This is a genomic window from Sphingobacterium sp. UBA6645 (assembly GCF_002455685.1).
GTDB classification, from domain to species: domain Bacteria; phylum Bacteroidota; class Bacteroidia; order Sphingobacteriales; family Sphingobacteriaceae; genus Sphingobacterium; species Sphingobacterium hotanense.
This window is the reverse complement of sequence record NZ_DKLH01000083.1, coordinates 7,621-17,910: the sequence shown is the minus strand read 5'-3', so window position 1 is coordinate 17,910 and position 10,290 is coordinate 7,621. Positions and strand designations below refer to the sequence as shown.

The window sequence follows — 10,290 nt, the reverse complement described above, 5'->3', positions numbered from 1 at the left end:
GAAAATAGGGAGGGTTACACGGCAATTTCATCCTCTTGAGACTGAAGAATTAAACTATCCTTTGTGAGCTTAAGAATCTTACTTTGATAAGATGCTTCCCCATCAATATTCTTTATTAGAGAATTTTCAATCACTTTATAATTTCCCCTTTCTAATAATCTAAGATGATCTAATTTAGAAAACAAAATGTAAGAACGTTCTGTATACGCTCTATTCGATTCAAAACTCCAAATAGATCCATAATCTGGATCTACGCTCTTCCAGTCACCAACTAAATCAGTTTCAGCACTTGTGAGACTATCGTTTTTAGAACATGAGATAAACGAAAGAAGACAAACAGTAATCAATAAATACTTCATAATGCAGTAGGTTTTAATATCTAAAGTTATTCAATTAAACAGAAAAGATGGTTAATAGTATTGCGCACGAAGACTATAATGATCATCACCCCGAGGATTCTTTTTGGCTTTATCATAATAAAGGCATGTTAAGATACTAATTTGCTTTAATCATTTATCTTTATCCCCTCTAATAAAAGAATTTTTCGGCTAATATAGACCTGATTTCCATATTCCTAGCTTTCTTTCCCTCGCTTCTACCTGCGCTTTATACAGTCTTTCTTGATATTTAACATTAGGCGGAATCGTCATTAATGTGGCATATCCATTCTTAACCATCAATTCGTTTACGAAGGTTCCATCATTCAGATAAACATAAGCGAGTGTTCGTCCATACTGATCCAAAGAATCGACGTCGAAGGTTAATTTTACATAAGGATTCGCCACTAAAATACTATCTAAATACAATTTCGACGTCATACCAAAGGGGTGCTTTTTCTTCTTAAAAACTGTTCTTGTTTCTGGCGCATCAATCCCAATTAACCTAACCTTCATATGTTCCCTTCGACTATTCATGACCCAGAACGTATCACCATCGATTAGTTTATCCACTTTAAAAATCTCTGGATTTTGGAACATCTGCTGTTCGAAATCTATATCCGCATAGAATTCATTGACAGCAACATTTTGCGTTTGGCAGGAAACAAAAATCAAGAATGTTAATAAAAGTTTATTCATAGATACAAAGTTAAAACTAAAAGCCATCGTATGTTGTAGAATCGATGATCGGATCGATAACCTCATCTTCACCTTCATTGAAATTGTCGCTATCATCCGACGTATAGGCCTTGTCTGTGATAACCTTTAAAGAAGGAATTTCATACATTACATAATAGCCTTCGCAATAGCCTCCCTGACAGTATTGATGGTCCATTTCTAGACAACTGTCCGATCAGAAATTCGATATAGTAATAATTTGTTGGTTGGTAAATCCCTGTATTCGAATGAAAATCCCCTATATAAACCCTTTATCTTTACAATAAGCAACCAGCTGTTCATTTTTGTTAAAAGCCAAAACTTCTCGCATCATGTTCAACCGCTTTTCTACACTGCTCAATCCGGAAGAATTTATATTCCTTTGCTTAAGATGGTTTGGAATTTCTTTCTGCAAAACTCCCTCTGACAGCAGTTTTACAATTTGGATATCGATATTTGAGAATTCATAGGTATGACTTTGCTTTAAGGATTGTTTAATATCGAAGGAAACATAAGTATGCCCTTGATCGATCGCTATAAAAGCTTCCTTAAGATGTTGAGCATCGCGCCTTGCCTTGCGAACGTAGCCATCTATGCCATATTCATTAAACAATCTGTCAATGATGGCAGGTCGATCTTCACCAGAAAAAACTATAACTTTTAAATTTGGTTGAATAACCTTGACGGCTTGAATCAGTTCAATACCACCCGCAATACGTTGCTTATTGAAATCTTCTTCGAAAGAAAGATCTGGAATCAACAAATCGAAAGCATCTCCGTCCCGTAACGCTCGACTGATCCACGCTAAAGCATCATCACAGTAATATACATACTTGGCGATTTCTACCCCCAAATCACTAATGGTCCGTTGAACGGAAACATTAGTACTCTCATGATCTTCTGCAATTAATACTTTTCTAAACATAATGGTCAGTTTTGAGGAAGCGGTAAATTCAACTCTATCTTCACTCCTTTTCCTCTTTCGGAAACAAAATTAAATTTACCTTTCAACCTTTCCATACGGTTTCCCGTATTCCGGAGACCATTGCCAATTTTTCGCTCTTTGGTGAATCCGATGCCGTTATCTTGATAGAAAATATTTAAGAAATTATTCTGTTCTTCAAACCTAAAAATCACCTCATTAGCGAGACTGTGTTTCCGCATATTCACCAAGAGTTCTTGAAAAATGATCAATACTTCATTCTTCGTATTTTTAGACAATTTATTCCAAATATGTGGATAATTGCCGACAATAAAGATGTGAACTGACTCGTTAGCAAATGACTTGATTAACGTGGAGACATCAATTGCAAAACCTTCTTCAGACATTTCCTTCGTTTCATGGGAAATATCTCTGGATTTTTCGTACATAACTTCCAGTTTATCTAGAAGTTCATGCTTATTAAAATCGCTCTTATACTCCAATTCAGTCATTACACGATAAATGCCATTTGCAACAACATCATGGACTTTCTTTGAGGTTTTCAATTGTATTTCTTTCACTTTATTTTCGGCCTCCATCGTAATCTTTTGTTTTCTCCTTTTTGCCCACAAAATAAAAAATGTAAGTGCTGAAAGTACAAACCCGATTACTGCAACCATAATGACTCGCTCCTTCGAAATGCGAAGGTCTCTATCCAACACGTCCTTTTGAAGCTTTAGGTTATCGATTTTGTTTTTTTCGGCTTCATAACGAATTAATGCATACTGATTCCTCGCCTTTAATCGAGCCATCCGCACGCTATCGGATAGATGCTTATAAATTTGAAAGTAGTATTTTGATGAATCTGAATTGACCTTGATTAACTTTTCTGCAGCATTTATCTGATCAGTACTAACTTGGATCTTGCTGGCCATGTTAAAGGATTTCGAAGCATAAATTCTCGCAGAATCCAAATTTCGTCCATCATGATATTCAAATAAGTGCGAAAAACTGGAATTCACTCCCGAATCATCCGATTCATCTAAACGTATCTCTAATGCCTTATGTAAGTCAGGCTAAGGATTATATGCTTTGTCAATCCGCCACCTTGTATTCGCATAATTCGACAAGCATCGTGCATAGTTCTTATCCTTTTTACCAGCAGATTTTAAGTTCTCTTTATGAATCAAAAAAGCTTCCTTAAAACGCTTCGCACTAAAAAGTGTTACAGCTTTATTATTTTTATAGGTTTGTTCATCAATCTTATTCGCAGCATATTGCACAGCCAAATCATAATATACAATGGCTGTCTCGTTGTCGCCATAACCAGAAATTGCATTCCCCAAATTATTGTAATTAAAAGCTAACAAGTCTGAATGTGATTGATTAAGGGAATCTAAAAGCTTATCCGCCTCCAATGAAGTTTCCTGAGCGCCATAATAATCGCCTTCTTCAAACAGGGTAATAGCCATCTGGATCAAACATATCGCAGCATGAAGACTATCGCCTTCTTGTATAAAATCATCACTTGCTAAATCAAAATAAACAAAGGAACTATCATACCTTCCTTGCTCTAGGAAAGAATTTGCCTTAGCGTAGTTCTTATTGCTATCAACAGTTAATTTCGAATCAGTTTCGGCTAACTTTTGACGTTCAGAATGGCACGCTAATAATAGCAATATGCTGAATAGCAGTGTGAATAATTGACATCGCATGGATAATAATTTGGTAAACAATATTACCAAATATAAAATACAGGTAAAAGTGATTTTACCTGCATTTTTAATTAGCGATCTTAGCCTAGCAGATCAGGCAAAATTGTCGGCATCGATGGTCTTGTAGGACGTACCGATCCTTTATCGCCGCTGTTTGTCTGAGGGTCACCATCATTTGTAGCTAAGGAGTTTGCATAACCTGCGGAACACACCAAAGTCAGTAGTAGAGCTACGAACAAATTTTTCATTTCTTCTAAAATTTAAGGTCAAAAAACTATCCCGATGCCATCGTTTCTAAATGGCATCAATCATTAATTTTTCAGAAGGCCTTCTGATTTTTAGGAAGAAGTAAACTCATAGGAAAATCAAACGATCTTCCTCTTTTTCAGATGATTCTCTACAAGCTTACCAAACGAATTCTCTACAGTCGCGCTAATAATAAACGAGCTATCGAAGAATTCATAGGACAAAACTACAGGCGTTTAACAGCTATAAATCAGATATTTCCGGTATTTCCGATATTTCTTATTGATTTCCGAAAACTCCTGTTTTCCAACAGACAATTTGTACATCTTAGATATTATGCTTTATTTCGAATGACGAAAACCAATTAGTTCAATGTTTGAATTCGACATCTTTAGGGAAGAAGTTTTAGCGGATTACACGAAGAAACGCAATCAAGGAGCTTTACCGACTAGCCTAGAAAATCCTTCGCCAGCGAATCTTAGAAATTATGCATCCAATAAATATCGCCAAGGACTTAACAAGGAAGACAGAACTGTCTTTGAAGAATACTTTAATTCAAATGCGAAAGCTGATGATCTCGAAAAAGCGATTAGAACTACCGATTTAGGAAGACTAAAGTCGGTTCAAAACTTCCTTAATGGTACAACAAAAATTCCAGACGAAATTATTGTCAAATTAGTTGCTGCCTTAATCGATTTTAGTCCAAGACCATTTGTAGAGTGGAGAAACTCATTTCAAAATCTTCAACATGACGAATCTAAAGCGCCTGTTGATCTTGAAATGCCTCAAATGTATAACAACGTTGAGCGTAATCAACTCTTCCAAACTACAGAGAGCGCTAAGCCGAAAAAGAAAACCAGATTAAACAAAATTCTAGCTATATCAGCAGCAAGCCTCTCCTTTGCCGCAGTAGGCTATATGACATCTTCGCAATTGAAACCTGATGGATGTATGTACTGGGACGGAGCACAATATGTAAAAATCGACTGCAAAGAAGAAATTAAACATGCGGAGAAACTAATTCTCGATCCAATAGATTTAATACATTTTAAAAAGATTACCCAAACAGATACGCTTCAGGAAGAGCATGTGAATAAAGTTTGGTATTCGAAAATCAACAATGAAGTTGAATTTTTCACAAGCGCAGGCCGGCATCCTCTTCATAAAGAAAGAACATTAAAGCCGGCAACTTGGTATATGATCAAGAAATATAAAGGCTCAAATCCTACGAAATAGTTTCAAAATAGGAGGCCCAACAATATTAAATTCCAATTTTCTATGGAATTAGCATCCTCAATTCATCATGATATAAAACCAATATATCATGAAATACTACACCATTTTAGCCTTCCTCTTCCTAATTAGCAATTCATCTTTCACTCATGCTACTGAGCAGGAACCCGACAGACTAATTATCAAAGGAGACACCATGTTGCTACATGCTTTACCGTTCGATGAATGGAGGAATCTAAATAACTATGATAAACCACTTTTTCCCGATTCCTTAGCGGGATTTTCAACAGGCTGCTGGCGAGGATATGTTGCCTATTGGGAAATTATTGATGATCAATTGTATCTAACCAACATCTATAATGAAATGAAAAATGCCAAAGCAAATCTCCATGTAATATTTGGCAAAAAGTTCAAAAACGGGCGAGTGAAAGCAGATTGGTTCTCCGACACGGTTACCGCATTTCGTGGCAAACTTCTGTATTCCGATCATGCTGTCTTCTCCAGCGTTTTCGAACATGAGTATGAATATGTTTTCGATAATGGGATATTACACAGCACTGCTTACTTCGACAACTCGATGTCTAAAAACACACCGATGTACATGGGCGATCCTCTACTATATAAGCATATCGACACGCTGATAAACTGGTCAGCATTACCTACTATTGAAAAATCAGGTCATGCCGGAGTATATCTACTCGCTAATGAAAAGGGACAATTAGATACCATACTCCATGTTTATGGAAAGTCGGAAATTTTCAGAGAAGAGGCGCTGCGTGTGGCGAAACTCATAACAAGGTTTCCGGTTATTTATCGAAGGGGAAAGCTCCAAAAACCGGATATACGCCTGGAATTCTTTTTTTCCGCAGAAAAACAAAAGAAATATCGGAAGGAGAAATAAAAAAAACTCTACCGAGGACCGGTAGAGTTAAGCTAACTCATAGGAATTAACAACGTTTTGTGTGATTTTACTTAAAAATTTAACGGTATGCGGATTAAGTTTGTTGTTTCTTCAATCTTTAACATGACCATCAAGCACCTACTTTATCGATAACTCGATCTGCCCCTCCTCTACTCCTTCTACTGCATCTTTCGAGAGAATACCTTGAGATCTCTTCATCATCTCGTCTAGCAGCTCACTACTGCCACCTGCATGCGATACTGTAATTTTTGAACTGTTCTTGTTGTAAGCCACAGTCGTCGCACTGACACCTTGACAAGATTTCAAGCTTTTGTTCAGCTGATTCAATTGATCATAACTGATTCCTTCAATCTTCACAACAGTCTTGTTCAGCCCGTCTTCCGCGTCTTTCCCTTTTCCGAAAAATCCTGTGATTTTCTTACCCACTTTACCTGCCTTATCGGCTTTATTCGCAGCGCGATCAGCGGTATTCGTTGCTCTATCTAGTTTATCGGTAGCACGATCAATCTTATCTAAAAATCCCTGTGCTTTTACTTGTGTCGCTGTTAGGCAAAACAGCATCAGTAATGATATACAAATCGCTTTCATAGTGTTCGTTTTTATAGTTTTCAAAAATGTTTTAGTTCTTATTATACGGCGCGGAGAATTCGCCCTCAGTCACCGTCAGGAATACGTCGTCTCCCTCCAATACACCCGAGAAAGTTCCTTTAACGCCCCATTTTGTCAAACTGGTAATGCTCAATGTAAAACTTGAACCATCGTTCCCGTCTCCGCGGTACCCTGTCGTACTTACAATCTTTCCGTCCACCACGTTTTGAATATAGTACTGTCCGATCAACTCAGGGCCTTCACCATTCGCAGCAACATAAGTCGTCTCTTTTGCTCCTTCATCGGAAACCAATTGAAATCCAAAACCCGGCGAAGCCATGTCTTTCGACTCACGGCCTCCAACGGTCACGAAATGTATAGTATTCCAATCGTCCGGTTTATCATTCGCACTTAAACTATGGTTGAATTCATGTAATTTCCCATTAATCTTACAGCGAAAAAAAACCTCTGAGTCGTCCGATGAGGAGTCGTCTTTACTACAAGAAACCATCAGAAGTGCTAAAACTAGAAGTAAGCCGATTTTGTTAAGTGTGTTTTTCATTATTCTATCCATTATTGTTCTTCATTTTAATATTTCCGATTTTGGCAATGCTGCCTGATCTCCTTGCTAACAAATATGCGCTTGCCCTAACTTTATATTAGAATGAATTAAATACATTGCATAGAATTTTTAACGAACGAGCAACTATCCTCAACCTTTCAATCTGTTGATGAAAAACAATATTCTATTGAAAATTATTTAGGATATAGCAACGTATTACTAACTTGAATACTATGGTTAAATTTTTCGACAGAGAGGTTTCTCTGGTCAAGTTACAAGTCATCACCTGGCTTTTCGTGACGATTCTAACTTTTGCATCCTATCTTCAGAATGCTGATTTTGGCTACGCCTTGGTATTCACCGTCATCAATATGCTTAGTATGCTCGCGGTAATCTACGGAAATGCTTGTTTTCTTTTGCCAGCGCTATATTTTAAGGGACGTCGGCTGACCTATTTGCTTGCAACAGTCCTATTGCTCGGGACAATTTGCTTTATTCGTGTAGAACTTCGTTCTTATTTTCATGAACTTTATGTTCGAGGGGCAGATCAAAGTACGAGTTTTCAGGTTTATGCTAGCATAATGACCTCCTTAATCATTAACTATCTTTTCAGTTTTATATTCAGGCTAGCTTTGGATTACTTCAAAGTGCGCAAAGACCAAAAGCAACTTAAAGAATATACCTCCAAAGTGGAACTCGATTTATTAAAAGCACAGGTCCAACCACATTTCTTGTTCAATACGCTCAACAATATTTATTACGTCGCACAACGAGAGTCTCCTCAAACTGCCAAATTGATTGAAAAACTTGCGAATATCATGCGCTACTTTGTGGATGAAGCATCAAAAGGACTAGTCAAACTCCCCACAGATATACAGTTCCTAAAAGATTATATTGATTTAGAAAGGATGCGAATGCTGCACCCCATGCGCGTCGATATCGAAGTTAATGTCGATTCAAATGCCATCGAGCTTCCTCCCATGCTCATCATACCTTTGGTCGAAAATGTCTTTAAACATGGAATCGACAAAAGAAGCACAGAAAACTACCTCTCGTTAAAAATCCAATCCGCAGATGGAAAATTAATGATTAGGGTATCAAATAGGGTTTTCGAAGATAAAAACACCCAACAAGGTGGCAACGGCCTAAAGAATCTTATCTCCCGCCTCGACTTACTTTATGGAAAAAACTATACATTTGAAAGAACACTAACGACCAATGTCTTTAATGCCAACCTAGAGTTACCCTTATGAAAATAATTACCTGTCTAATTGTTGATGATGAGCCGAATGCGGTTCAATTGCTTGAAGACTATATTCAAAAGATTCCCTATTTGATGTTAAAACAAAAGTGTTACGACGCTTTTGAAGCATTACAATTTCTGGAGAAAGAAAAAGTCGACTTAGTTTTTCTGGATATCAACATGCCTAAAATGTCAGGTATGGAATTAGCGGCATTACTCCCGAAAGGACAGTGCATCATTTTTACATCCGCCTATGCCAGCTTCGCCTTGGAAGGCTATGAATACAATGCACTAGATTATATATTGAAGCCTATCATCTTCAAGCCTTTTGTGCAAGCGGTAGAAAAAGTTAGAGATTACTTTCAAGCCCAAACAGCAAATAAATCCTTCGTCATTGCTGAGAGCAAAAAGGAGTTTATGTTCATCAAATCCGATCGAAAACATATTAAAATTTACTACGATGATATCCTATATTTTGAAGCACAACAAGAATACGTCAAAGTAGTATTGGCAAATGACTCTCCAGTATTGGTCTATAAACGAATGAAACAACTCGAAGAACAGCTCCCTTCAAACTTTATACGAATACACAACTCATTTATCCTAAATAACAATTACCTAGACTTTATCGTGGATAACCATGCGTCGGTAAAAGGCGAAAAACTCCCGATAAGCGCTAGCTACAGAGCAAAGCTGATTGCAATTATTGAAAACAATACACTCTAGCACAACAAGAATTATGAGCTTAATGGTATAAATAACGAGAGGCTGTGTTTTTGCACAGCCTCTCCTTCATTCCCTAATCTTGTTTTACTTTTGTAGAACATAACCGCAAACATAATTTCCATTCGCATCCCAAACCGAATAGTAGTATGTTCCTGGGAAGATCGATGACTCATTAAGTGAAAATGCTAGAAATGAAACTCCTGGCATAGGGTATGTTCCTGGAGGAAATCCTTTTCCACCTTTTACAGTGCTTTGTTCTTTGATCTCAAATTTCGAAAGATTCGATAATGCCTTCATACTCTTAAGTTTTAGTTTTATTTATAAATATAGAAAACACTGAATTTAAACTACTTCCATATCTAATATTCGAACATTTAAAATCTACATTTGCACTACTGGCGGATATATTCGAGAAATTATCGATGAATCTAATCCGCAACTTCCAGACGCAATTCCTCCTGCATCACAATCGGTGTTTCTCCCACCTGATATTCATATTTCAAATTGAAAACATGAAATTTCCTACCGAAAGATTCTTCTAATTGATACGTATTCGGATATCTTTCATCGCCTTCCAATTGTTTGATCTGAAGATCCTTGTAGGGCTTGATCGTCACTTTGTTATCTTCGCCAACCTCTAAGATCATCGAAGTCTTTGCAATGGCAGCCTCGCTATTTTCAAAACTCTCGTTCCCCGCAACCACGCGAACCGAATTCTTAGTCAATGGATATAACTTTTTATTTCCCGCCGTCACAATATCATTTGCCGAACCCGCCATCGTATAAAAAGCGTCGGAAGCCTGTGAAGCATAAGCATTCTTTATCTGAATCTGGTAAAGAATAGTTTTCTTTTTTTCATTGATTTCAACCGCACCGACCTCACTAGCCTTCAATGCAATAAAATAGGTCGAATCAGGAGAAAGACCATCAACCAATAGCTTTACCTGTGTCTTCCCTGTTCGTTCGCCTGCCTTGATCTGTATTTTATAATCTTCAATCTTATATTTTTCTCTAGGCAATAATTTCGCATAAAGTTTCT

At 37.2% G+C, this 10,290-nt stretch carries 15 protein-coding genes; 4 read left to right on the top strand and 11 right to left on the bottom strand.

The genetic code is table 11. From position 1 onward, the window contains the following. Positions 1–14: 14 nt before the first annotated feature. From B2400_RS14730 to B2400_RS14700, 7 genes are all read right to left on the bottom strand, one after another. Entirely contained in the window at positions 15–359 is a 345-nt protein-coding gene (locus B2400_RS14730; protein ID WP_293934550.1) for a hypothetical protein, read from the bottom strand. A gap of 189 nt (positions 360–548) precedes the next feature. Beyond that, positions 549–1,076: a thermonuclease family protein gene (locus B2400_RS14725; RefSeq protein ID WP_187774006.1), complete on the bottom strand. Its 528-nt coding sequence runs from the start codon at positions 1,074–1,076 to the stop codon at positions 549–551. A gap of 16 nt (positions 1,077–1,092) precedes the next feature. Further along, on the bottom strand, positions 1,093–1,272 hold the full coding sequence (locus B2400_RS14720; protein WP_187774005.1) for a hypothetical protein: 180 nt from the start codon (positions 1,270–1,272) through the stop codon (positions 1,093–1,095). A gap of 81 nt (positions 1,273–1,353) precedes the next feature. Next, positions 1,354–2,019, bottom strand: coding sequence for a response regulator (locus B2400_RS14715; protein ID WP_286652197.1), 666 nt, complete (start codon positions 2,017–2,019; stop codon positions 1,354–1,356). A 5-nt stretch (positions 2,020–2,024) separates the two neighbouring features. Continuing rightward, the gene (locus B2400_RS14710; RefSeq protein ID WP_286652198.1) at positions 2,025–2,951 is read right to left on the bottom strand and encodes a sensor histidine kinase; all 927 of its coding nucleotides are present in this window, start codon (positions 2,949–2,951) and stop codon (positions 2,025–2,027) included. 141 nt (positions 2,952–3,092) lie between these two features. Further along, positions 3,093–3,731: a hypothetical protein gene (locus B2400_RS14705; protein WP_286652199.1), complete on the bottom strand. Its 639-nt coding sequence runs from the start codon at positions 3,729–3,731 to the stop codon at positions 3,093–3,095. An 80-nt stretch (positions 3,732–3,811) separates the two neighbouring features. Next, positions 3,812–3,979, bottom strand: coding sequence for a hypothetical protein (locus B2400_RS14700; protein ID WP_187774004.1), 168 nt, complete (start codon positions 3,977–3,979; stop codon positions 3,812–3,814). A gap of 370 nt (positions 3,980–4,349) precedes the next feature. Here B2400_RS14700 and B2400_RS14695 point away from each other — a divergent pair, with 370 nt between their 5' ends. Then, a complete protein-coding gene (locus tag B2400_RS14695) occupies positions 4,350–5,213 on the top strand; it encodes a hypothetical protein (RefSeq protein WP_149525559.1) in 864 nt (287 codons plus the stop codon). 88 nt (positions 5,214–5,301) lie between these two features. Continuing rightward, the gene (locus B2400_RS14690; protein ID WP_149525558.1) at positions 5,302–6,111 is read left to right on the top strand and encodes a hypothetical protein; all 810 of its coding nucleotides are present in this window, start codon (positions 5,302–5,304) and stop codon (positions 6,109–6,111) included. A 138-nt stretch (positions 6,112–6,249) separates the two neighbouring features. On the opposite strand, the gene B2400_RS14685 is transcribed toward B2400_RS14690, so the two are convergent. Continuing rightward, on the bottom strand, positions 6,250–6,720 hold the full coding sequence (locus B2400_RS14685; protein WP_149525557.1) for a hypothetical protein: 471 nt from the start codon (positions 6,718–6,720) through the stop codon (positions 6,250–6,252). 31 nt (positions 6,721–6,751) lie between these two features. Next, positions 6,752–7,282: a hypothetical protein gene (locus tag B2400_RS14680; RefSeq protein WP_149525556.1), complete on the bottom strand. Its 531-nt coding sequence runs from the start codon at positions 7,280–7,282 to the stop codon at positions 6,752–6,754. Positions 7,283–7,515: 233 nt separating this feature from the next. Here B2400_RS14680 and B2400_RS14675 point away from each other — a divergent pair, with 233 nt between their 5' ends. Together B2400_RS14675 and B2400_RS14670 are read left to right on the top strand one after the other, a co-directional pair. Beyond that, complete coding sequence (locus B2400_RS14675) at positions 7,516–8,535, top strand: sensor histidine kinase (protein ID WP_286652200.1); 1,020 nt, start codon at positions 7,516–7,518, stop codon at positions 8,533–8,535. Next, complete coding sequence (locus B2400_RS14670) at positions 8,532–9,251, top strand: LytR/AlgR family response regulator transcription factor (protein WP_149525553.1); 720 nt, start codon at positions 8,532–8,534, stop codon at positions 9,249–9,251. Before B2400_RS14675 ends, B2400_RS14670 begins: the two co-directional genes overlap by 4 nt. An 84-nt stretch (positions 9,252–9,335) precedes the next feature. Here B2400_RS14670 and B2400_RS14665 read toward each other — a convergent pair whose 3' ends face one another. After that, positions 9,336–9,548 carry a hypothetical protein gene (locus B2400_RS14665; RefSeq protein WP_149525552.1) on the bottom strand — a complete coding sequence of 71 codons (213 nt, stop codon included), beginning with the start codon at positions 9,546–9,548 and terminating at the stop codon, positions 9,336–9,338. Positions 9,549–9,679: 131 nt separating this feature from the next. Then, positions 9,680–10,290: BT_3044 domain-containing protein (locus tag B2400_RS14660; protein WP_293934541.1), on the bottom strand; the 611-nt coding region annotated here is incomplete at its 5' end.